The sequence below is a fragment of the Campylobacter sp. JMF_08 NE1 genome, from assembly GCF_027737875.1.
In the GTDB taxonomy this organism is placed as follows: domain Bacteria; phylum Campylobacterota; class Campylobacteria; order Campylobacterales; family Campylobacteraceae; genus Campylobacter_B.
Map to the genome: position 1 here is coordinate 14,825 of NZ_JAOVUC010000007.1, position 22,124 is coordinate 36,948.

The following is a 22,124-nucleotide window of genomic DNA, read 5'->3' on the forward strand; positions in this document are numbered from 1 at the left end:
TTTAGGTTGAATTTTAAATTTAAATTTTTCTGGATTGCTTCGCTCGTTACACTCGCTCGCAATGACAGATTAAGCAAAATTTACGCAAAATCAAAAAGCGAAATTTGAAAAAATTTCGGCGCAGTATTTTGGAGCTTGCGGCAGCAAAATTTTAAAATTTCAAACCATTAGCAAAATTTCGCCAAATTTTAAAATTCCTAAATTTTACAAAATCCCAAAATCAATTCCTAGCGTCTTTTTAAGGGCTAACAAAAACATCACCACATACATCACCAATAGGCATTTTTTCTGCGTGCTTTTAGCGACTTTGTGCGAAATCTTCGTGCCAAAATACACGCCCACAAGGCCGCCAAGCCCCATTAATACGCCCTCTAAATACTGCACATTGCCATTATACGCCATGCTTAAAAATCCGCTAAACGAGCTAAAAATCACGAAAAATAGCCCCATAGAAACGGCTTTTTTGATATCCACGCCCAGAAATCCCACTAAAATCGGCGTCAAAAAAATCGCCCCGCCAACGCCCATGCTAATGGCGATTGCGCCGATTGCAAAGCCCACAGCAAAAAGCAAAATTTTGGCTGGTTCTTTGGGCGTAGTGTTTTCGACATTTGTCATCAAAACCCTGCAAAACGCGATTGTCAAAGTCAGCAAAAGTCCGATTTCTAGGACGATTGAAGCCACATTTGCGACGATGAAGCCAGAAAGCGACGCGCCACAAAGTCCGCCAAGCCCCACAATCACGCCACTATCGAGGCGGAGTTTTCCTGCTTTGTAGTTTAGATACGACCCAAAAATCGCGCTAAAAAGCATTTGCAAAATCGAAATCCCCACGGCCTCTTTGATATCGTATCCTAGCGCCATCATTATCGGCACGACGATTGTGCCGCCGCCAATGCCGAAAAACCCAGAAATACAACCTACCAAAATCCCTAAAAATGGTATTATGAAAAGCATTTTCTCCCCTTAGTTTTCGCAAATTTCCAAAACTATCTCTTTTTTGAGCGAAATTTCTCTGATTTCGGCTAATTTTACACCACTAAAATTTAAATTTAAAATTTCGCGTTCGGTTTTGGCTAAATTTCGTGCGATTTCGCGCAACACTTTCCCGCGATACGCCTTAGCATAGTGGCTGAGCACCTTGCCATTTTTGATAAATTTAAAGCTTAGATGCGGGACTTTTAACTCGTAAAATTTCTCATAAAACCCAGCGCGCAGATCCACCACGCACTCGCCGTTCCCCACTTCGCACTCTAAAATTTCATCGATTTTCGCACTAAAATTTTCTCTGTAAATTTTTGGCAAATCAAGCCCAGAAAATTTCTCGCCTTGTTTAAGCTTATATTCAGGGAGCTGGTCGCGCCCCAAAATCGGCCCAAAAAGATTTGAAAAAATTATCACATTAACGCCCAAAAATTCGCGCGCAGTATTTTCAAGCTTAGCGTAAGCTAACGCCTCATACGCCACGCCAGTGTAACGCTCCAATGCGCTCACACAGCCTTTTTTAAAGATACTCTCCCGCAAACTCTCATCAATTTGTTTTAGCCCAAAAAGCTTAGCCAACTCCGCTTCACTAGCATTTGCGACAAATTTTGCATACTCTTTGACAGCGTTTTCTCGCACCCCACTCTCATCGCAAAATTCGAAATTTGACAAATCCAAAATTTTATCCGAACCGATTTTCGACTTCATCTCGCTTGGCGAAAACAAAACTTTCATCATAATCCTTATACAAAATTTAAGCCCATTTTACTATAATTTAAGTTACAAAAAAATACAAAGAGGTTTTATGTTTTTAAAAGATCCGATTTTTTATTTCAAAAATATTTTATCTAGGTTTCCAAACTCCTATCTCGCCGAAGACGGAGGGCAGATCATCATCGGCATTGACTGCGAATATTTACAAGGTGATGACCTTGATAAGCTCAAATTTGCTTTGCAAAACACCACGCAAATTTGCGAATTTGCAGGGCTTTTTGGAGTGCTAAGCTACGAAGCAGTTTATAAATTTGAACGCTTGGGCGATATTAAACCCCGCCTTTACGATTTTCCGACATATTTTTACGCAAACGCAAGGGCGTATTTGCACTACGACAAGCAAAGCAAAATTTACAGCTTTTATGGCGAGGGAAAATATTTTGAAAATTTGGAAAATTCCAGCGATACTGCGTCAAATTCGCAAAAATTCTATAAAATCAAAACCGATTTAAACGCCGAAAAAAGCGACGCCGAGCGTATTTTCGATAAGGCAAAAGAGTATATTAAAAGCGGCGATATTTTTCAGGTCGTGCCGTCTCAAACACTGCAAATTTACTCAAATTTAGACCCTTTGGAGTTTTATGAAATTTTAAAACGCCAAAATCCAAGCCACTATATGTATTTTTTCCCGACACCTTACGGCGTGGTGGCTGGAAGCTCCCCTGAACTCGTGCTTCAAATCAGAAATAACGAAATTTTTGTCGCTCCCATAGCTGGAACTAGACCACGCGGCAAGGACGCAAACGAAGATGAAGCCCTAAAAAACGACCTTTTAAGCGATGAAAAAGAGATGAGCGAACACAAAATGCTAGTTGATTTGGCGCGAAACGACATTGGCAAATTTGCCAAAAAAGGAAGCGTGAAAGTGCGAAATTTAGCCCATGTGCAGTTTTTTGAAAGCGTTATGCACATTGTCAGCGATGTGCGTGGCATAAAAGACGAAAGCAAAGATAATTTTGATGTTTTGGGTGTGGTTTTTCCTGCTGGCACACTTAGCGGAAGCCCAAAAATTCGCGCTATGCAAATCATAAATGAGCTTGAAAGCCACGCGCGTGGTATTTACGGCGGCGGGATTGGCTTTTGGCATTTTAACGGCGATTTGCAAATGGCGATTTTAATTCGTTCGGCGATTTTCGTGCGTGATAAAGAAAATCCCGAATTTAGCGATGTTTTCGTGGGCGCGGGATACGGGCAGGTGTTTGATAGTGTGTTTGAAAACGAATACGCCGAAATCTGCAACAAACGCAAATCTTGCCTAAAAATTTTTGAAAAAACCTGCAAGGAAATGCAATGATTTTAATGATTGATAACTACGATAGTTTCGTATTTAACATATATCAATATGTGTTAGAGACTACCGATGAAGAGATAGTTTGCAAACGAAATGACGAAATCACGCTTGAAGCGATTAAATTTTTATCGCCAAGCAAGATTATTTTAAGCCCGGGTCCAAAGCACCCAAAAGACAGCGGAATTTGCCTAGAAATTTTAAAGGCAAATTTAGGCATTCCGATTCTTGGCGTGTGTTTGGGGCACCAAGCCATAGGATTAAGCTTTGGCGCGAAAATCAAAACGCTAGAAGTGCCAAAACACGGCAAAACTAGCGAAATTAGCGTAGTGGGCGAAAACGCCGTTTTGGCAGGCTTGCCTAGCAAATTTGAAGTTATGCGTTATCACTCGCTTTATGTAGATGAGTTGCCCCCGTGTTTGGAGATTTCAGCCGTGAGCGAAGATGGCGTCATAATGGCGATGAAGCACAAAGAGCGCGAAATTTACGGCATTCAGTTTCACCCTGAGAGCTATTTCACGCAGTATGGCAAAAAAATCATTGAAAATTTTGTAAATTTAAACAAACCCCAAATCAAGGAGAAAAAAGTGAGCAATTTCGCCCCGTTTATGATAAAGCTACAAAAGGGCTATCCGCTTGAAAGTGGCGATTATGAAGAGATTTTTAGTGCCGTTATGGCAAAAGACTATGACATTGTCCAACTAGCTGGTTTGCTCGTGCTAATTAGCGAAAAATCGCTCTACCCAGATAGCCTAAGTGCGCTCGTGCGAAGCGTTTTGAAATACTCCAAAACTTACAGCGACGATAAGCCAATGCTAGACATCGTAGGCACCGGCGGAGACGCACTAAAAACGATAAATATCTCCACAACCTGCGCGTTTATACTCGCTTCTCTTGGCGTCAGGGTCGGCAAACACGGCAACAGCGCAGTATCAAGCAAGAGTGGATCTAGCAATATCTTTGAAGCTTTGGGAGTGCCGTTAAATAGCGATTTGGGCGAACTTATAGCGCTTATGGATAAGACAAATTTGGCGTTTTTCCATGCGCCGTTTTTTCACAAGGTTACAGCCGAAGTCAAAGAAGCGCGAACTCGCCTTAAAATCGGCACTTTCTTTAATATTTTAGGACCTTTGCTAAATCCAAATTTGACCCTTTCGAACCAAGTCGTAGGCAACTACCACGAAGAAGTAAATGAGCTAATAGCACAAACTCTGCAAAAACTAGGTCGAAAGCACGCCCTAGTCGTGCATGGCATGGACGGCATGGACGAGATCACGCTGTGCGACGAGACGCTCGTGCATGAAGTGCGGGGCGAGAAAATCATCGAGTATAAAATCACGCCTGAGCAATTTGGCTTTAATCGCGCCTTTCACACCGATATCGAGGGCGGAGATAGCAAATTTAATGCTGAAATTTTTAAAAGCACGATTAAAGGCGAGTTAAAAGGACCTAAACGCGATATAGTCGTGCTAAATGCGATGTTTGCTTTGTATGCGGCTGACTTTGCCAAAAGCCCAACCGAGGCCAAAGAAATAATCGAAAACGCCATTGATAGTGGCAAGGTGTGGGGATTTTATCAAAATTATATTAAGAATTTTGGGTAAATTTCCAAAAAATAAATTTAAATTCTCGGATTAAATTTATAAAATCCGAGAATTTTATACACTATTTTAAACTTCCAGTAATCAGTGAACAAGTTCTTTCTAAGAAATTTTCGTAATCATTTAAAATTATACCATTATCAAAATTATCTGATATTTTATTGCTATATTGCATTAAATTTTTATCATTAATTATACTTTTGTAAAATTCGATATACTCATTTTTATCTTTGAATTTATAATTTTCTTCTTTTTCTTTTAATTTTACGACAACAAAAAGCATTTTATTTGGCGTATGAAAATAAATATCGGCATTATCTTGCGATAGTTTTATATATTTGTCTAAATTATGTTGTGAAATAATATCATAGTTTTTAAAGGCTTTCTTATCATCATAATGCGGAACTTTCTCAAAAATAATAAAAATTTGAAAATATGGAATTTTATTTGTCCTTATGTTTGCTGTTTCACCAAGCATATTTTCAAAGTAATTATTGCTATTTTGAGAATAATTTTGCATTACAAATTTTATACCATAACTTGCCACATCTTTTTTATTTTTTGTTATTGAAATATCAACGGTTTTTTCATAATATCTACCAAATATTTTACTCTCTTTTCCATTGCCATATCCGAGAGATTTTATTTTGAAAGTTTTGCCCAAATATTCTTGCAAATCTTTTGCTATTTGCCCATGTAATGGTTTTAATTTTTCATTACTCCTAGAACCTTTCCCAAACTTTTCACTTTCTAAATTTAAAAAAATTTTAAAAGAATTTTTTATAATTTCCAAAAATTCCACATTATTCACCTAAAACTCCTAATTTGCAAATTTGTAATCCAAATAAACTTTTACATCTTTTGATGAAAAAGTATAATAACCGCCACTTTTATATTTCCCAAGCAATTCCACAAAATTTATAAAATCATTACTTGATAGCGTGTTTTGAATATCATCAAAATTTATTTTTTCGCTGGTTATATAAAGTCCGCCATATACACCATATCCGCTAGGTGCAAAAGTAAATTTTATATCGTTTTTATTTCGTATCAACGAATTTATGGTTAATTTATCTTTGTAAGTATCATTTATCGCTTGGCTACGCCCAAAAGCAAACCAAAAATTTTCACTCTTTTTTTCGTTTGCTCTTTTTAACAATCTCTCTTTTTGTTCGGATAAATATCGATATATCTTATTATCTGATGAAAGTTCTTGTTCTGATATAAGTTTTCCTTTTTTATTATACGGATAAAAAATATACTGCATAATGCCTTTTGAAGCCTTGATAACTGGTATTATAAATTTATCAAATTTAGGACTATCGAAAATAAATACGCTATCGCATAGCGTTGCATAGCCATTTTTTATACTAATATCACTCTGTTTTTTATTTGATAAAATTTGTTTGAAATTTTTCAATTTTTCTTTTTTTGAAAAATAAAAATTTTCAGATAAATAGCAGTCTTGCAATGTGATATTATCTACAAATTTTGGTTGCAATTTTTTTTCATCATATTCATAATATTCTATTTTTTCGTTTTGATTTTTTTTATCCAAAATCATTATGGCTGTATAAGTCGTAGCATTAAAAGCCTGAAAATGCTTTAAATCAACTACTTTTGATATTAGTTTGTTTGAAGCTAAAAAACTGCGAATTTCCACACCAGCTGAGCTATTAAAAATAGAGCTTGGGGTAATATAGCCCAATATCCCGTTATTATTTAGCATTTTAATACCAATTTCGTAAAATACGATAAATAAATCCGTCATACCTTTTTTTGCAAATTTAAATTCTTTGATTTCATTTGAGTTATTTAAATTATGTATTCTGACATAAGGCGGGTTGCCGACAACAAAATCCATTTTATTATCAAATTTTTCTATTTGCAAGGTATCGGCACAGACTATGTCCCATTTGACATTTGATATACCGAATTTTTCCACTATATTATCAAGGTTACAGATACAAAATTTATAGTTATTGTTGTCTATTTCGATACCGTGAATATATTGTTCCAAGTCATCTTTTATTTTTTTTGTATTTGTTTGATTTTTTATCGCTTCGTTGCAATATCTAAGAACTATTTCACATAAAAAAGCACCTTGTCCGCAACTATTATCTATAATATGCTTTTTTAAAATATCTTTGCCGTAATAATTACACAAATCTAATATATTTCTTACTATAAATTCTGGCGTGTATATTTGTCCGGTAGATTTTTCAATTTGTTTCATAAAGGCTCACTTTAATTACTTTGCAACTATAAAATAGACTTTAATTATACCTTAAATAGTCTGTAAAAATCTTTATATTTAAGCGATTTGCGTGTATAATACGATTTTAATATAGAAATGAGTTTATTAAATGCAAAAAGAAAACGAAAGCTATCTAGGCGAACAACTTATTAGCTATTTAGGAAACAAACGCTCACTTTTGGGGGCGATAAATGGCGTTATAACGGACATTAAGGCAAATTTGGGTGCTGAAAAAATCGCTTTTGCCGATGTTTTCAGCGGCAGTGGCGTGGTGGCGAGATTTGCCAAAGCTCACTCAAATTTGGTTTTGGCAAATGATTTGGAAAAGTATTCTTTCATCATAAATTCGTGTTATTTGGAGAATTTAACACCCCAGTTAAGAGCAAATTTAGCTAAATTTCATGCCGAAATTTTAGCGAATTTTAAGCCTTGCGAGAGCTTTATCAGCGAACTTTACGCCCCAAAAGATGATGAAAAAATCAAAAAAGGCGAAAGGGTTTTTTACTCACGCCAAAACGCCCTTATTTTGGGTGGTTTGCGCACTGCAATCAGCCAAATTCCAAGTGAGTTTCAAAAATACTTCATCGCTCCGCTGTTAAGCGAAGCCAGTATTCACTCAAACACGGGCGGCGTTTTTAAGGGCTTTTACAAGGACAAAAACGGCGTTGGGAAATTCGGCGGTAGTGGCGAAAACGCGCTATCTCGCATTTTGGGCGAGATAAGTTTGCCGTTTCCGGTTTTTTCAAATTTCACAAGCGATTTTCAGGTTTTCCAAAGCGATGCTTACGAGTTTAGCAAACTCGCTCCAAGTGTCGATATAGCGTATTTTGACCCGCCTTACAACCAGCACCCTTACGGCTCGAATTATTTTATGCTAAATTTAATCGCTGATTTTAAAGCACCAAATTTAGGGGATTTAAGCGAAGTTAGCGGTATCCCAAACGGCTGGAACCGCTCAAACTACAACAAAAAATCTCGTGCCGCAGATGAATTTTTCACGCTTTTGGCTGAATTTAGGGCAAAATATTTGATAATCTCGTTCAATTCAGAAGGCTTCATCAGCGAAGATGAGTTTTTAAAAAATCTTGCTCTCATCGGCGAAGTAGAAAAAATCGAGATAAAATACCCTGCGTATCGTGCTTCTAGGAACTTGCGAAACCGAAATTTGCATGTAACAGAGTATCTTTATATCGTCAAAAAGGCGTGAAAATGGGCGCCATAAAACCAAAAATCAAAATTTGCGGGATTAAAAATTTAGCCGAAGCAAAAAGCGTTTTAGAGTGCGATTTTAACGGCGTTAGAGTGGATTTTTTGGGTTTAATTTTTGCCAAAAGTCCGCGAAAAGTAACGCCCGAATTAGCAAAAGAAATTTCAAATTTGGTGCGTGAATTTGGTCGCAAAAGCGTCGGCGTTTTTACCGATACGGGCGATGATGAAATTTTAGAAATTTGCAAATTTGCAAATTTAAGCGTGGCGCAAATTTATAAAGAAATTTCGCTAAATTTAAAGCAAAATCTTGCAAATTTGGGCGTAGAAGCGTGGCAGGTAGTGCGCGTAAAAAATGAAATTCCAAGCCTAAAAAATCTAAATTATGATAAAATTTTGTTTGATTACAAGGGCGAAAAAATGGGTGGAAACGGCGAGAGTTTTGAGTGGGAAATGCTAAAAAATCTGCGAATTTCATTTATCCTAGCAGGCGGTATCGGCGTGCAAAACCTCGCAAACGCCCTAAAAATAAAGCCATTTTGCCTCGATATCAATAGCAAAGTAGAAAACGAAAATGGCATAAAAAACCCAGCAAAAATAATGGAAATTTTAAAGTTTTGCGCGCAGTAAATCCACGCGCAAAATAAGAAGCGAAATCAAAATCAGTCGTTGCCGTGAAGCTCATCTATGTAGAATTTCACCGAGCCCATACCCTCTTTCAGAGCCCACTCGTAGGCACTTGATACAAACTCCCAGTTGATTCCAGCATAAAATTTCTCCAAATACGCTGGGCGCGCGTTGCAAACATCGATATAGTATGCGTGCTCCCACACATCGACTACTAGAAGCGGCACAAGCCCGTCGCGCGCAGGTGTGTCGGCGTTTTTCGTAGCGACAATCGAAAGCTTTTTAGTAGATGGATCGCACACTAGCCACACCCAGCCAGAGCCAAAGTGAGCCGTCGCTGCCGCGATAAACTCAGCTTTAAAATCAGCGAAATTTTCAGCCAAAGCGGTTTTAAGCGCCTCGCTTGGCTCGCTAACTTTTGCGATACAATCCCAATAAAAGTCGTGGTTATACACCTGCGCCGCGTTGTTAAAAACCCCGCCAGTAGCGTTCATTACGATATCATAAAGCCCCTTGCCCGCAAACTCGCCACTTTCGGTCATTTTATTCAAATTTGCCACATAAGTTGCGTGGTGTTTGCCGTGGTGATACTCACAGGTTTTTGCGCTTACTACGGCGTTTTTTTCTGCCTCGAAAGGTAAATTTCTAAGTTTAAACATATTCTCTCCTTTAAAAAAATTATCCCCTATGATACAAAAACTCTCTTAAACAAAAGATAAATTTTATCCTTTAATTGAAATTTATAAATTTATTAAAAATTTTGCCTAATTTGGCTAAACTTAGCGAATTTTGAAATTTAAAGGATATAAAATGAACATTATCGAAGGAAATTTGACCCTAAACGGCGATGAAAAAATCCTAATCATCAACGCCAGATTTAACCACATCATCACAGATCGCCTAGTCGAAGGCGCTCACGACGCATTTTTGCGACATGGCGGCAAAGAGGAAAATTTAAGCCTAATGCTAGTCCCTGGCGCATTTGAAATCCCGCTCGCCCTAGAAAAGGCACTTTTATCGAAAAAATACGACGCCGTCGTCTGCGTGGGCGCAGTCATCAGAGGTAGCACACCGCATTTTGACTATGTCAGCGCAGAGGTCAGCAAGGGTATCGCAAACACCATGCTTCGCCACGGCGCGCCAGTTACCTTTGGCGTGCTCACCACAGATACTATCGAGCAAGCGATCGAGCGCGCAGGCTCAAAAGCCGGCAATAAGGGCTTCGAAGCGATGACAGGCGTAATCGAAATGCTAAGCTTATTTCGCGAAATAAAGGCGTAATCATGGCGACAAGACACCAAGCGCGATTAGCGGTGATTTCGCTACTTTACGCAAAAGATATGAACGAAGAAAAGCCTGAGTTTGAAAACGAGTATTTAGAAGAAAAAAAGATTAGAAACGAGCAGAGAAACTGGACGCTAGGCCTGCTTCACAGCGTGCGCGATAATACAGAGACGATTGACGCGCTTTTAAACGAGTATTTGAAGGAATTTAAACTGCATGAAATTTCAGCGGTTGAGCGCGCTATTTTGCGACTTGGCGCGTATGAGTTGCGTTTCAGTGATACAGACGCTGGTATCATCATAAACGAAGCCGTAACCGCAGCCAAGGAGCTTGGCGCGTCCTCGAAGCTAATAAATGGCGTTTTAGACGCTATTAAGGTCGTAAAATGAAGCTTTGCGTAGCCTTAGACATGGCTAGCAAAGAGCAAAATTTAGCTTTGAGTGCGAATTTAGCGCAATTTGGGGATCAAATTTGGCTCAAAGTCGGCCTGCGCTCGTATCTGCGAGACGGGGCAAAATTTATCGAAGAACTCAAAAAAATCGCAAATTTTAAAATTTTCTTAGATCTTAAATTTTACGATATTCCAAACACCATGGCTGACGCCGCGCAGGTCGTCGCAGGTCTTGGCGTAGATATGATAAACCTGCACGCAAGTGCTGGAAAGCGGGCTATGAGCGAGGTTATGAACCGCTTAGGCGCACTAAATTCCCGCCCGCTCGTGCTTGGCGTATCGGCATTGACAAGCTTTAACGAGAGCGAATTTAGCGAAATTTACAACGATGAAATTGCGCCAAGCGTGGTGAAATTTTCGCGTTTTGCGCATGAGTGCGGGCTAGATGGCATGGTCTGCTCGGTTTTTGAATCAAGCGCGATTAAAAATGCCACAAGCGATAAATTTATCACACTTTGCCCCGGCGTGCGACCTTTTGGCGAGAGTGCAAACGATCAAGCGCGCGTGGCAAATTTAAACGACGCTAAAAGCGCAAACGCCGATTTTATCGTGGTTGGTCGCCCGATTTATCAAGCGCAAAATCCAGAACAAATCGTAAATCAAATTTTGGCTAGCTTATGAGAGTTTTAGCATTTCTTTTTTTCTTTTTCGGCGCAGTATTTGGCGAGACTATCGAGGCGCACTACGATATTTCTTACGGCGTTTTTGGCGTCGTAGGGCATGCTGATGCTAAATTAGTCAAAACCGCCAAAACCTACGAAATCACGCTAAATGCGAGGGCTTATGGGATTGCTGGCTCGCTAAGCGGGGATAGAAGGGAGAAATTTTACTCCAAAGGAAGCGTTGTGGGCGAGATTTTAAAACCCAAATTTTACCGCCACGAAGTCGAGCGCAAAAAAGGCAAAAAAACCATAAACACGCGCCAAATTTTCACATTTGATTACAACAACAAACGCATTAGAGAGCAGAAATTTAAGGGCGAAAACGGCGATTTGCGTCCTAGTAGCGACAAAATTTTGCCGTATTTTGCGACAAATGACCTGCTAAGCGTGTTTTTTAATTTCGGCAAAATTCCGCACAAAGGCGATATGTTTTTCCTAACCGCAGCCGGAGCCAAAAACGAAACCGGGCGCATAGATGTGCAAATCCCGCGTGGCAAACACGCCAAAGCTATCCAAAACGCCTTGCAGACGAGCTCGAACCCATTTATCGTTTTTATAAATCAAAAGATTTTTTCTAGCAAAAAGGGCGAACTCTACCTCTCGCTAAATCGCCAAGAAATCGCAGAAAAAGTGATTTTAAAAGATGTTTTGTTTTTCGGCGATATCCATGCTAAGCTAACTGAGGCCAAATTTTAGCCTAAAATTCATATCCGAAAATTTTAATGCCCTCTTCTAGCTTTTCGTAGCGAATTTGCGGAAATTTTGCTAGCAAATCTAGCACCATTTCTAAATCATTTTTTTTCGTTTTATCATACCTTTGCGGTATGAAAATCCACGCTATCTCATCGTATGCAAAAACCCCGATTTTAAAAGCAATTTGTGCGTTTTGTATTTGCCATTTGGAGCTATTTTTGATAGCGTAAAAATTCGGAAAAAGGATTTTTTTTATGATAAAACATTTACAAAAGCTAAATTCGCCAAAAAAGCCCGCCCAAAGCTCATCTGGCACGAAATAGCCCTTGGCTTTGAGCCGTTTTTTCTCCCTGCTTAGGCGAATCGGAGTGATAAATCGCTCGAATTTAGCGTAAATTTTGCGCTTAAAGCTCGTATAATACGAAAAATATAGCTTAAACAGCGCCTCGTAAGCCTGCAACGCTCGCCCTTATTTCTCTTCGATTTGCGATTTTAGCGAGCTTGCGATAGAAATATCGCTTGGATTGATATCGATTGTCTCTAATGCCTTATCTTGGAAGACAAAGCCGATTTCTTTGGCGCCAAAACTTTTCGCTATGGTTTCGAGTGTGTCGGTTGCGGATTTGTGGATTTTGCCCCCTAAATCGTTTATGATTTTAAGCGAGAGTGCCTTAACCTCGTTTTTCGCGTCGTCGATTAGGCGGTTTTTATCGCTCTCATCAAAGCTTGACCCAAAAATACCATTTAGCGAATCAGGCAGCAAAAACGGTAAAAGTTTGGAATTTTGCTCGTCGTAAATTTTCATATCTTTAATCGAATATTTGTATTTGCAAGGTGGCATTTTGATCTCGTATTTGTCCTCGCCACGCGGAATTATGCTAAATTCAGGGCTTAGCAGGTCATAGACGAAATCTATCTCAAACTCGAAAATAATCGCAATCTGTTTTTTCGTCATCAGTGGCGAAACTAGCGAGCCAAGGAAGCCGTCAGCGACATTTTCTTTGCGCGTAACAATCTCTTTGGAATAAATTTTAAACACGCTTAACTCGCCTATGCTTTTAAGCCGCGTAATATCCGTGCTAATCTCCGTTTTAGGGGCATTTGCGCCAGATTTTTTCATACGCAAAAACATATAAACCAAAATCACAAAAATTAAAAAATTTAAGATAAAAGCCAAATTTTCCAAATTTTATCCTTTCAAATTTCGCCTAAAACAGCTCTTTGAAATCATATCCTGCGCTTTTTAACGCCCACGCAATCTCCTCTTGGTGCGCCTTGCCCTTGGTTTCTAGCGTGATTGTAATTTGCGCATCGCCGTATTCGATCTCGGTCGAGAAGCGATCGTAGTCGATTTTGACGATGTTTGCGTTGGCATCACGCAAAACATTTGTAAGCTTGGTTAGCGAGCCTGGTTTATCCACGAGCGTAACATTTATCGTCATTTTGCGGTGAGATTTGATAAGACCTTTTTCGATGATGATGTTTAGCATCTGCACATCGATATTTCCGCCACTTAAAATAATGCCGATTTTAGCGCCCTCTTCAAAGCTAAATTTATGATTGATGAGAGCTGCCACGCCCACAGCTCCTGCGCCCTCGACGATGATTTTTTGATTTTCTAGCAGATACAAAATCGCGCTTGCGACCTCCTCATCATCGACTTGGACGAACTCATCGACGCTTTCTAAAATATGTTTTAGCGTGATTTCGCTAGTATCACGCACCGCGATACCATCGGCGATAGTGCGCACGCTTTTGGAATTTATCGCCTTTTTGGCTACGAAGCTATCGTGCATAGCAGGCGCGCCCTTTGCGCCAACAGCGATGATTTTTATATCAGGGTTAATCTGTTTAGCGCAGCTTGCCACGCCACTGATTAGTCCGCCACCGCCCACAGGCGCTATGATATAGTCGAGATCTGCGACATCTTCTAGCATTTCAAGCGCGATTGTGCCCTGTCCTGCTTGGACTAGCTCATCATCGAAAGGATGGACAAAAGTAAGGTTGTTTTCCTTGGCGTATTCGAGCGCGTAAGCATAAGCCTCGTCGAAATTATCGCCTTTTAGGATAATCTCAGCCCCCAAAGCCTTGGTGCCACTGACCTTTAAAAGCGGTGTCGCCTCTGGCATGACGATTATGGCGCGCACGCCAAATTTTTGCGCACTCATCGCCACGCCTTGCGCGTGGTTGCCCGCACTCGCTGCGATTACGCCACGGCTCTTTTCATCTTCGCTAAGATGAGCGATTTTGTTGTATGCGCCACGAATTTTATACGCGCCCGTGCGTTGTAAATTCTCGTTTTTTAGATAAATTTGCGCCCCGTAAATTTCGCTTAACTTTGGCGCGAAAGCGAAGGGTGTCTTATGCACAAAAGCCGCTATTGTGCGCTTTGCTTGAACTATTTTATTTAAATCTACCATTTTTAGCCTTTCAAATTTTTATGCTCTATCATTATGCACTTATTTTGGATAAAATTTACTCCATTTTTTTGCGCGAGAAAAGCCACGCTGTCGTTAAAAATGCCAAGTTGCAACCAAAGCGTTTTGGCTTTACACGCCAAAACATCGCTAAAAAGCGCATTTGCGAACTCGCCTTTTCGAAACATAACGACAATGTCGATTTTATCATTTATTTCTTTTAAATTTCTATAAACCTTCCTGCCTAAAATTTCATCAAATTTAGGATAAATCGGAAAAATTTTAAAATTTTGCGCGGCTAAATACTGCCCCACGCGGTTGCTTGGCTTGCTCTCATCTGGGCTAAGCCCCACGATAGCGATGTTTTTGGCATTTCTTAAAATTTCACTTATCACGCTAACGCCTTTAAAATCACGCCGCACTCGACATGATTAGTGTGTGCGAACTGATCGAAAATCGCAAATTTCTCCACCTTGTGCGTTTTGCAAAGATAGCTTAAATTTTGCTTTAAACTTTGCGGATTGCACGAAATATAGATTATGTTTTTGTAATCTTTGATGAAATTTAGCACGCTTGCTTCAAGCCCTGCGCGTGGCGGATCTACCAAAATATGCGAAATTTCATAGCCTTGCAAATCTACCCCCTCTAAACGGGTAAATTCGCGCTCTCCCCCAAATGCGCTCATTAGCTCGTCTGCGCTTAGGCGCACGAATTTTATATTTTTGGCGCCGTTTTTTTGCGCGTTTAAAAGTGCGTTTTTTATGCTGTTTTTGCTAATCTCGTTTGCCAAAATTTGGCGAAATTTAGCACTTAGCGGGATTGTGAAATTCCCATGTCCGCAATACATTTCAAGCAGATCTTTTTTAGGCGTTTTCTCATCGCCCACTGCGCCTAGCACCCACGAAATCATCTTTTCATTAACGCCTCTGTTTGGCTGCGAAAACGCCGTAGCTTCGAAAGTGTAGCGATAAACTTGCCCCTTTATTTCAAACTCGTCTTCTAAATTTTCCCTGCCAAAAACGAGCTTTTTCCCGCGCGATCTAGCGATTAAATTTAGCCCTAAATTTCTGGCTAAATTTGCCAAATTCGGCTCTATTTCTACGACATTTCGGTGATATAAAAGCACGCATAAAAAATCATTTTTCGTAGCGATAAACTCGCACCCAAAAAGCCTAAATTTCAAAACCTCATCGCCCTGCAAAATCGGCAAAACTCTATCCATAAAGCTTTGGATTTTTTCATCTACGATAGGGCAGTTTTGCACGAAAACACGCTCTTTATCTCTGCCTCGCATGCTAAAATGAAGCTTCTCGCCCTCGTGAAAAATCCCAAATTCAGCCCGCGAGCGAAATGCGCTTTCTTTGGAGGCAAAAACCTCGATTTCGCCAGTATAAAACGGCGCAAACTCCGCGCTTATGCGCTCTTTTTTTAAATTTAACTGCTCTTTGTAAGGCAAATCATAAACGCAACTTCCACAAATGCCAAATTTATCGCACTTCACCGCTTACCTTTTTGCCTAAAATTCGTATCGCAAGCACGGTTACGCCAAGCCCAAAGACTAGGCAGACCCAGACATTTACCCCAAAGCTAGCTGGCAAAAACCCGCAAAGTGCGCTGATGATACCCACAACGATAGCGTAAGGTAGCTGAGTGCTGACATGCTCGATATGATCGCAACCTGCGCCCATTGAGGAGAGGATTGTGGTATCTGAAATCGGCGAGCAGTGATCGCCAAAAATCGCCCCTGTAAAAACCGAGCTGATGTTTAAACACATAAAAGCATGAAATTCATCGCCGCTAAGGCCATATTTCGCCCCCACAGAGGCAGCTAGTGGCACAGCGAGCGGGGTTACGATACCCATAGTGCCAAAGCTAGTGCCGGTTGAAAAGGAAATTATCGAGCTTAACACAAAAATCACGAGCGCAAGTAGCGCCATAGGGGTGCTCTCGCCTAGCAAATCCACAAGGTATTTTGAGGTGCCAAGCTCTTTTATCGTAGAGCTTAGCGACCACGCAAAAAGCAGGATTAAAACGGTTGTGAGCATGGTTTTCCAGCCCCCAATCCAAATTTCAATTCCCTCTTTGATACCATAAATTTTTTGCCACAGCCCCAAAACTATGCCTATTATTGACGAAAACATAGCCGCTTGAAACAGCACCACAGAAGCGTCAGCCCCGCTAAATGCCGTTCTGATAGAAACGAAGGAAAATGGATCTGCTTGCACAGCCTTTAATTCCTCTTCGCCAAGCGCGCCAAGTCCGTTTGCATAAAACCCAATCACGCTTAGCACAATCATCGCTCCAAGCGGAATTAAAGCATTAATCTTGCGTGGTTCGATACCCTCTTTTGGGCTAAATGCTTGATCTTCTAAATTTGCGATTTTAAAGTCCCGTCCGCCGTTTTTGCCAGCGCGAGACGCCATTTCGGCGCGATACATAGGACCAAATTCCCTCATCATCACAGCACCTGCCACGACAAAGAAAAGCATGTAAATATTATAAAATCTATACGGGATTGTCTCCACAAAAATCGTAAATGCGTTGATATCCTCGACACCGATTTGCGCATACGCTTCCTTAATCGCCGAAATCTCAACCCCGACCCAAGTCGAAATCAGCGCAATTCCAGTTATCGGCGCAGCTGTCGCGTCGATGATAAAGGCAAATTTCGCACGCGAAATTTTAAATCTATCCATCAAAGGACGCATGATAGGCCCCAAAATAAGGGCGTTTGCGTAATCGTCAAAGAAAATGATAATTCCCATAAACCAAGTGTAAATTTGCGCCCTAACCCCAGTATGCGCCCTAGCCCCAAGCCACATAGCAAGGGCTTTGGTGCCGCCACTTTTGGTAACTAGCGCGATAAGGCCTCCGATACACATAACTTGAAGCAAAATTCCCGCATTCCACGCATCAGCCATAGAAGCTACCACGCGCGAGCACAAATCCGTAAAAGCTACGACAAAGGCTGAAAGCACGCCATTATCGTTCATACCGATGAGAAATGTCCCGCTTAACACGCCCAAAAATAGCGACAAAATGACATCTTTGGTGATAAATGCAAGAGCGATCGCCACAAGTGGCGGAATCAGCGTCAGTGCGCCGTAAATGCTTGCATTTTTTTCAGCTGGGCTAAGCTCCGCGCCAAAGACAAAAAACGGAAGCAAAAAAATAAATAAAATCCTAAACATAAATTTCCCTTTTGTATTAGATTAGTTCGCTATATCTTCGAAATTTTCCTCTGCCATGCTTCCCATGAAATCCCCATTATTCGCGCTTACACTAGGTTTAAGTCCGATAGATTTAAGGTATTCTTGGATCTTTTCATCGCCACCAAAAATAGCGTAATCAAGCGCGTTTAGCCCAGATTCATCTACTCTTTTTTCATCTGCGCCTGATTTGACCAAAAGCTCGGTGATTTCTTTGTTTCCATGTAGCGCCGAATACATTAGCAAACTAGCACCCAAATCATTAAACGCACACGCGTCTGAATACCCGCCAAGCGAAGCTAGCGCGCCCTTTTCGGTAGAGCCGATTTGGCGGACATTTACGCTAGCGTGGTTATAGACCATGAAATTTACCATTTCGTAGTTTTTGCTAGCCACAGCGTAGAAAATCGGGGTTTGGCCAAGTTGATTTTTGTGCGATACTTGCGCACCTTTGGAGATTAGAAATTTAGCATTTTGTAAATTTGACATAGCGTAAAATAGCGCGCTATCGTCCCCGTCGTTAATCTTTGCCCCACGCGTAATAAGTGCGTCGATAAATTTCGTATCATATCCTAGCAAAAGTGCCAAATTTAGCGCACCGCTAAGGTCGTTTGTGCTGTAAGTGTCGCTGCTTAAAAGCACATTAAACTCATCTATATTTACCCTGTTTTTAAGGGCCAATTCGAGCTTATTATACGCGTCGATACTGCGATTTTTAGCCGCATATAGGGCAAATTCGCTCAGCACCAAATCCGCAATCTCACTAGCCTCGTTTGGGGATAAATTTGCGTTAAAATGACTTTGTAATGCTGTTTTTGCCAAATTTATCTCAGAGATAAAATTTTTGAAATTTATGAAATTTATAAATTTTTGCTCCGAGTAAAATTCTAAAATTTCTAGCGCATTTGCATACGCCGCGCCTAAATTTTTCTGCTTAGCCTCGCGCAAAAATCCCTCGCTATCCATGCCAGCCTGCGCTAAGATGCGTTCGAATTTTTTCTCATTTATGCTAGCTTCGTTTCCCACGCACTCGATACTCTCGCTTCTAATTGTCCTAGCTAAATTTTGCAAATTTCGCAAAAATGAAGCCTCCACAAGCGAGCCCTTGCAATCATAATCGCTCAGCAAAAGTTCGCTAGGGCTTGGCGTAGTGGCAAAATAGGCTTTCGGATCTGCCTCGATATCGGCGCAGGTCGCGCCAAAAGCACAGATTGCGCCAAATATCCATAAAATCAAAATTCTTTGCATAACCAACCTTGTCAAATTTAACCCGCCATTTTAGCGAAATTTTGCTTATTTAAACTTATTAGCGCAAAACGCGCTAATTCGTGGCTTAGAGCGCGAAATTTTCTTCCTCGTTAAAATTTAAATAACGATAAATTTCGCTATTTTTGCCACTTAATTTCTCGCGCACTATCTCTTTGTATTCTCTCGCGCTAGGAATTCTGCCTAGCATCGCGCAAACAGCGGCTAGTTCGGCACTGGCTAAATACACCTTAGCACCCATACCCATGCGATTATCGAAATTTCTAGTCGAAGTTGAGACCACGACCGCATTATCTTTTACGCGCGCTTGATTTCCCATACACAGCGAGCACCCAGGCACCTCTGTGCGCGCTCCTACCGCGCCAAATACACTATACACGCCCTCTTCTTTGAGTTTTGCCTCGTCCATTTTCGTAGGCGGTGCTATCCAAAGGCGGGCTGGTGTTTGCGCGCTACCCTTTAAAATCTGCGCTGCGGCGCGATAATGCCCGATATTTGTCATACAGCTTCCAATGAAAACCTCATCGATATTTTTCGCCCTTGTCTCATCGGCTAAAATTTCACTTAGCGTTGCGACATCGTCAGGGTCATTAGGGCAGGCTAAAATCGGCTCTGTAATCTCACCCAAATCTATTTCAATCACTTCTGCGTATTTTGCGTTTTCATCGGCTTTTAGAAGTGTCGGATTTTCTAGCCATTTTTTCATTTTTTTGCCCCTTCTAGCTAGCGCGTCGCTGTTTTGATAACCAGCTTTTATCATAGCGTCGATTAAAGCGATATTTGAGCGTATGTATTCGCACACGCTCTCGGTATTTAGCGCGATTGCGCACGCTGCTGCACTTCTCTCAGCGCTAGCGTCGCTTAGCTCGAAAGCCTGCTCGGCCTTTAAATTTTCAAGCCCTTCAATCTCTAAAATTTTGCCTGCAAATATATTTTTCTTGCCCTTTTTCTCGACGCTCAATAAGCCCTTTTTAATCGCATAGTAAGGAATTGCATTTACCAAATCGCGCAAAGTAATGCCCTCTTGTAACTCGCCTTTAAATTTCACAAGCACGGATTCTGGCATATTTAGTGGCATACTTCCAGTAACTGCCGCAAACGCCACTAGCCCGCTACCTGCTGGAAAGCTAATGCCGATTGGAAATCTCGTGTGGCTATCTCCGCCCGTACCTACGCTATCAGGGAGCACCATACGATTTAGCCATGAGTGGATTACTCCGTCCCCTGGGCGCAGTGCCACGCCACCGCGACTACTCATAAAAGACGGAAGTGTTCGGTGCGTGATAGTATCGCTTGGCTTAGGATAGGCTGCTGTGTGGCAAAAGCTCTGCAACACGAAATCTGCGCCAAATCCAAGGCTAGCAAGCTCTTTAATCTCATCGCGCGTCATAGGACCTGTGGTGTCTTGCGAACCCACAGTTAGCGTGAGTGGCTCGACATACATACCAGCTCTCACGCCCGCCATGCCACAGGCTTTGCCGACGATTTTTTGCGCGAGAGTATAACCTGCGCTCTCGTCAAATTTAGGTTGCTCTGGTCTAGTAAAAATCTCATCATCGCCTAAGCCTAGCTCTTTTCTAGCCTTAGCGCAAAGCCCTCTTGCGATGATTAGCGGGATTCGCCCGCCGGCTTTGTATTCATCGAAAATCGTATTTGGGCTCAGGCTAAATTTGCAAACGACCTCGCCATTTTTGACAATCTCGCCCTTGTATGGATAGATCTCGATTTCATCGCCCATTTCGAGGTTTTCCACACTCGCTTCGATTGGCAGGGCACCGCTATCTTGGGCTGTGTTGAAAAAAATCGGCGCGATGACCGAGCCTATGATTACACCGCCTGTTTTTTTGTTTGGGATACCATAAATTTCCTCGCCGATATGCCACTGCACGGAATTCACGCCACTTTTGCGACTACTTCCAGTGCCCACGACATCGCCCACATACACGACCTGCTTACCGCTTTTTTTAAGCTGGGCGATTGTTTCTAGGCTACCGGCTTGGCGTTTGCTAAGCATGCTTAGGGCGTGAAGCGGGATATCCGAACGCGTGAAAGCCTCGCTAGCAGGGCTTAAATCATCTGTGTTTGTCTCGCCAGCGACCTTGAAAACCACGCCTTTAATACACTCGCTCAGAGGTTTTTTCGCCCTAAACCACTCCATATTCGCCCACGCTTGAAGCACGGCTTTTGCGTGAGAGTTGCCCTCTTTTGCCAGTCTTGCAACCTCTGCGAAGTAATCATGCACGAAAATCGTCCTGCCAAGAGCCGCTGCTGCGCCCTTTGCGGTGGCTTCATCTGCGCTTTGTAAGGCGCGAATTAGCTCGATCACGCTGTATCCGCCAAGCATGCGCTCTAACATCGCAAAAGCCTCATTTTTGCTAATGCCAGCCACACTACAATCGCCGTTTATGATTTCGCCCAAAAACTCCGCCTTGATTTTAGCGGCATCATCGACGCCCGGGTTAATGCGTGTTTTTAAAATTTCGATTAATTTTTCGCTTGGATTGGTTTTTAGGATTTCGCATAGCTGCTTGGTTTGCTCGGCGCTAAGTGCTAGTGGCGGAATACCTAGCTTCGCGCGCTCATTTACGCTAGTTTCGTAGTTTTGTAAAAAGTCCATATTTTGCCCCTTTTTGGTAAAATTTCGGACAATTTTACAATAAATTTGATTAAATAGTTAAATTCGCAGGAATTTTAAATTTGCGTTAGAAAAATTCAAAGCAATTTCTGCGTAAATAGCCAGTTTGTCACACTTTGGCACGACATAGTGGAGCTGAAATTTGAGGGTGAGAAAATCAAGCATTTGTGCGTGATTTAATCTCGCTTCGCAAAATCTAAACACTGCGCCGAAATTTTAAAATTTCCAAGGGGCAAAACCATTTAAAATTTTGTCATTTTGGGTTTATTTATGCTTTTTTCTTTTATTCTTGCGCGGTTTTGGCTTGCCAACTTTATCACCAGTAAAAATTTCATTTTTATTTGCATATTTTTGTTTCAAATAGTGCTCATAATCCACCAAATCCCCAAAACATTGTTTGCACCTTAAATTTTTTACCTCATAAAAATAAAAAGTCTTTTGGCAATTTTTGCAGAAAAATAGTTTATTTTGATTGCTTTTTTTACCAAATAAAAAAGCAAAAAGCGAGGCAAAAGCCACAATAAAAGCAAAAATTTTGCCCCTTGTGCCAAGTCTTACCCAGCCTTGGTATTTGCTCCACACTTTATATCCGTTTAGCGAAGCAAACCCATCAAAAAAAGAGATTGCAGACAACACAAAAGTGCCAGGCTTATCAGAGCGAAAAGCATAGATAAAAAAGAGCATGACACAAATAAAAATAATGTCGAAATAATCCATGCCAACACTAGATAAAAGCCCATTTATAAGGCTGTTTTGCCTAAGCATTTCTA

At 41.1% G+C, this 22,124-nt stretch carries 22 protein-coding genes; 8 read left to right on the forward strand and 14 right to left on the reverse strand.

Going from position 1 to position 22,124, the window contains the following annotated elements:
- Positions 1 to 204: 204 nt before the first annotated feature.
- A complete protein-coding gene (locus tag OFN91_RS06415) occupies positions 205 to 957 on the reverse strand; it encodes a sulfite exporter TauE/SafE family protein (protein WP_270873662.1) in 753 nt (250 codons plus the stop codon).
- Positions 958 to 966: 9 nt separating this feature from the next.
- The gene (locus OFN91_RS06420; RefSeq protein ID WP_270873663.1) at positions 967 to 1,719 is read right to left on the reverse strand and encodes a YaaA family protein; all 753 of its coding nucleotides are present in this window, start codon (positions 1,717 to 1,719) and stop codon (positions 967 to 969) included.
- 70 nt (positions 1,720 to 1,789) lie between these two features.
- On the opposite strand from OFN91_RS06420, the gene OFN91_RS06425 reads away from it, so the two are divergent.
- Positions 1,790 to 3,052, forward strand: a complete 1,263-nt coding sequence (locus OFN91_RS06425; RefSeq protein ID WP_270873664.1) for an anthranilate synthase component I family protein — start codon at positions 1,790 to 1,792, stop codon at positions 3,050 to 3,052.
- Positions 3,049 to 4,650, forward strand: a complete 1,602-nt coding sequence (gene trpD / locus OFN91_RS06430) for an anthranilate phosphoribosyltransferase (RefSeq protein ID WP_270873665.1) — start codon at positions 3,049 to 3,051, stop codon at positions 4,648 to 4,650. Before OFN91_RS06425 ends, trpD begins: the two co-directional genes overlap by 4 nt.
- A 61-nt stretch (positions 4,651 to 4,711) precedes the next feature.
- Here trpD and OFN91_RS06435 read toward each other — a convergent pair whose 3' ends face one another.
- Both OFN91_RS06435 and OFN91_RS06440 read right to left on the reverse strand, forming a co-directional pair.
- Positions 4,712 to 5,458, reverse strand: coding sequence for a hypothetical protein (locus OFN91_RS06435; protein ID WP_270873666.1), 747 nt, complete (start codon positions 5,456 to 5,458; stop codon positions 4,712 to 4,714).
- Positions 5,459 to 5,467: 9 nt separating this feature from the next.
- Complete coding sequence (locus OFN91_RS06440) at positions 5,468 to 6,883, reverse strand: HsdM family class I SAM-dependent methyltransferase (RefSeq protein WP_270873667.1); 1,416 nt, start codon at positions 6,881 to 6,883, stop codon at positions 5,468 to 5,470.
- A gap of 130 nt (positions 6,884 to 7,013) precedes the next feature.
- Between OFN91_RS06440 and OFN91_RS06445 the strand changes: the two genes are divergently transcribed.
- Together OFN91_RS06445 and OFN91_RS06450 are read left to right on the forward strand one after the other, a co-directional pair.
- Positions 7,014 to 8,111 (forward strand): DNA adenine methylase, encoded by a 1,098-nt coding sequence (locus OFN91_RS06445; protein ID WP_270873668.1) that lies wholly within the window; start codon positions 7,014 to 7,016, stop codon positions 8,109 to 8,111.
- A gap of 2 nt (positions 8,112 to 8,113) precedes the next feature.
- Complete coding sequence (locus tag OFN91_RS06450) at positions 8,114 to 8,740, forward strand: phosphoribosylanthranilate isomerase (RefSeq protein WP_270873669.1); 627 nt, start codon at positions 8,114 to 8,116, stop codon at positions 8,738 to 8,740.
- Positions 8,741 to 8,772: 32 nt separating this feature from the next.
- On the opposite strand, the gene sodB is transcribed toward OFN91_RS06450, so the two are convergent.
- Positions 8,773 to 9,396 carry a superoxide dismutase [Fe] gene (gene sodB, locus OFN91_RS06455; protein ID WP_270873670.1) on the reverse strand — a complete coding sequence of 208 codons (624 nt, stop codon included), beginning with the start codon at positions 9,394 to 9,396 and terminating at the stop codon, positions 8,773 to 8,775.
- A gap of 151 nt (positions 9,397 to 9,547) precedes the next feature.
- Here sodB and ribH point away from each other — a divergent pair, with 151 nt between their 5' ends.
- From ribH to OFN91_RS06475, 4 genes are read left to right on the forward strand one after another with little or no spacing between them, the layout of a single operon-like run.
- On the forward strand, positions 9,548 to 10,018 hold the full coding sequence (gene ribH / locus OFN91_RS06460) for a 6,7-dimethyl-8-ribityllumazine synthase (protein WP_270865282.1): 471 nt from the start codon (positions 9,548 to 9,550) through the stop codon (positions 10,016 to 10,018).
- 2 nt (positions 10,019 to 10,020) lie between these two features.
- Entirely contained in the window at positions 10,021 to 10,410 is a 390-nt protein-coding gene (nusB, locus tag OFN91_RS06465) for a transcription antitermination factor NusB (RefSeq protein ID WP_270866664.1), read from the forward strand.
- Positions 10,407 to 11,093, forward strand: coding sequence for an orotidine-5'-phosphate decarboxylase (gene pyrF / locus OFN91_RS06470; RefSeq protein ID WP_270873671.1), 687 nt, complete (start codon positions 10,407 to 10,409; stop codon positions 11,091 to 11,093). The genes nusB and pyrF overlap by 4 nt, the downstream gene beginning before the upstream one ends.
- Positions 11,090 to 11,830 carry a DUF3108 domain-containing protein gene (locus OFN91_RS06475; protein ID WP_270873672.1) on the forward strand — a complete coding sequence of 247 codons (741 nt, stop codon included), beginning with the start codon at positions 11,090 to 11,092 and terminating at the stop codon, positions 11,828 to 11,830. Before pyrF ends, OFN91_RS06475 begins: the two co-directional genes overlap by 4 nt.
- 1 nt (position 11,831) lies before the next feature.
- Here OFN91_RS06475 and OFN91_RS06480 read toward each other — a convergent pair whose 3' ends face one another.
- From OFN91_RS06480 to OFN91_RS06520, 9 genes are all read right to left on the reverse strand, one after another.
- The gene (locus OFN91_RS06480) at positions 11,832 to 12,287 is read right to left on the reverse strand and encodes a hypothetical protein (RefSeq protein WP_270873673.1); all 456 of its coding nucleotides are present in this window, start codon (positions 12,285 to 12,287) and stop codon (positions 11,832 to 11,834) included.
- A gap of 9 nt (positions 12,288 to 12,296) precedes the next feature.
- Positions 12,297 to 13,013, reverse strand: a complete 717-nt coding sequence (locus tag OFN91_RS06485; protein ID WP_270858159.1) for a DUF4230 domain-containing protein — start codon at positions 13,011 to 13,013, stop codon at positions 12,297 to 12,299.
- Positions 13,014 to 13,035: 22 nt separating this feature from the next.
- Positions 13,036 to 14,247, reverse strand: coding sequence for a threonine ammonia-lyase (gene ilvA / locus OFN91_RS06490; RefSeq protein ID WP_270873674.1), 1,212 nt, complete (start codon positions 14,245 to 14,247; stop codon positions 13,036 to 13,038).
- A 2-nt stretch (positions 14,248 to 14,249) separates the two neighbouring features.
- Positions 14,250 to 14,639: a CoA-binding protein gene (locus tag OFN91_RS06495; RefSeq protein WP_270873675.1), complete on the reverse strand. Its 390-nt coding sequence runs from the start codon at positions 14,637 to 14,639 to the stop codon at positions 14,250 to 14,252.
- Entirely contained in the window at positions 14,636 to 15,745 is a 1,110-nt protein-coding gene (gene trmA / locus OFN91_RS06500; protein ID WP_270873676.1) for a tRNA (uridine(54)-C5)-methyltransferase TrmA, read from the reverse strand. The genes OFN91_RS06495 and trmA overlap by 4 nt, the downstream gene beginning before the upstream one ends.
- A complete protein-coding gene (locus OFN91_RS06505) occupies positions 15,732 to 17,435 on the reverse strand; it encodes a Na+/H+ antiporter NhaC family protein (protein WP_270873677.1) in 1,704 nt (567 codons plus the stop codon). The genes trmA and OFN91_RS06505 overlap by 14 nt, the downstream gene beginning before the upstream one ends.
- Positions 17,436 to 17,456: 21 nt before the next feature.
- The gene (locus OFN91_RS06510) at positions 17,457 to 18,701 is read right to left on the reverse strand and encodes an ankyrin repeat domain-containing protein (RefSeq protein ID WP_270873678.1); all 1,245 of its coding nucleotides are present in this window, start codon (positions 18,699 to 18,701) and stop codon (positions 17,457 to 17,459) included.
- Positions 18,702 to 18,786: 85 nt separating this feature from the next.
- Positions 18,787 to 21,336 carry a bifunctional aconitate hydratase 2/2-methylisocitrate dehydratase gene (locus OFN91_RS06515; RefSeq protein ID WP_270873679.1) on the reverse strand — a complete coding sequence of 850 codons (2,550 nt, stop codon included), beginning with the start codon at positions 21,334 to 21,336 and terminating at the stop codon, positions 18,787 to 18,789.
- 282 nt (positions 21,337 to 21,618) lie between these two features.
- Positions 21,619 to 22,119, reverse strand: a complete 501-nt coding sequence (locus OFN91_RS06520) for a hypothetical protein (RefSeq protein WP_270873680.1) — start codon at positions 22,117 to 22,119, stop codon at positions 21,619 to 21,621.
- Between the last annotated feature and the right edge of the window lie 5 nt (positions 22,120 to 22,124).